The sequence below is a fragment of the Streptomyces violaceorubidus genome (assembly GCF_000717995.1).
GTDB lineage: Bacteria > Actinomycetota > Actinomycetes > Streptomycetales > Streptomycetaceae > Streptomyces > Streptomyces violaceorubidus.
The window spans coordinates 1-244 of record NZ_JODM01000228.1 but is presented as its reverse complement, the minus strand read 5'-3'; the positions used below and the strand labels follow the sequence as shown (position 1 = coordinate 244).

The window sequence follows — 244 nt, the reverse complement described above, 5'->3', positions numbered from 1 at the left end:
GAGCCCGGGTGATCAGGAATTCCCCGGAGGTGACTGAGGTGAGCCATTGGCCGGTGGCGGAATTTTCGGCAGGTACGGCGAAGTTCTGCTCGCGCAGCGCGGTCATGTGCTCGTCGTCGGTGACTGGTGTGTGGCGGTGCAGGGGGAAGCTGTTGTGCAGGTGGAGGAGTTCGTTTCTTGAGAGTTCGTGATGGTAGCGCGCGGAGATGTGGTCCCATACGCCGCCGAATGTGGCTGTCGCGTT

The 244-nt window shown here is 61.9% G+C and carries 1 protein-coding gene; it reads right to left on the bottom strand.

Annotated elements, in window-relative coordinates:
* Positions 1-244, bottom strand: a 244-nt coding sequence (locus IE94_RS40215; protein WP_157849472.1) for a hypothetical protein, incomplete at both ends; no start/stop codon positions are given.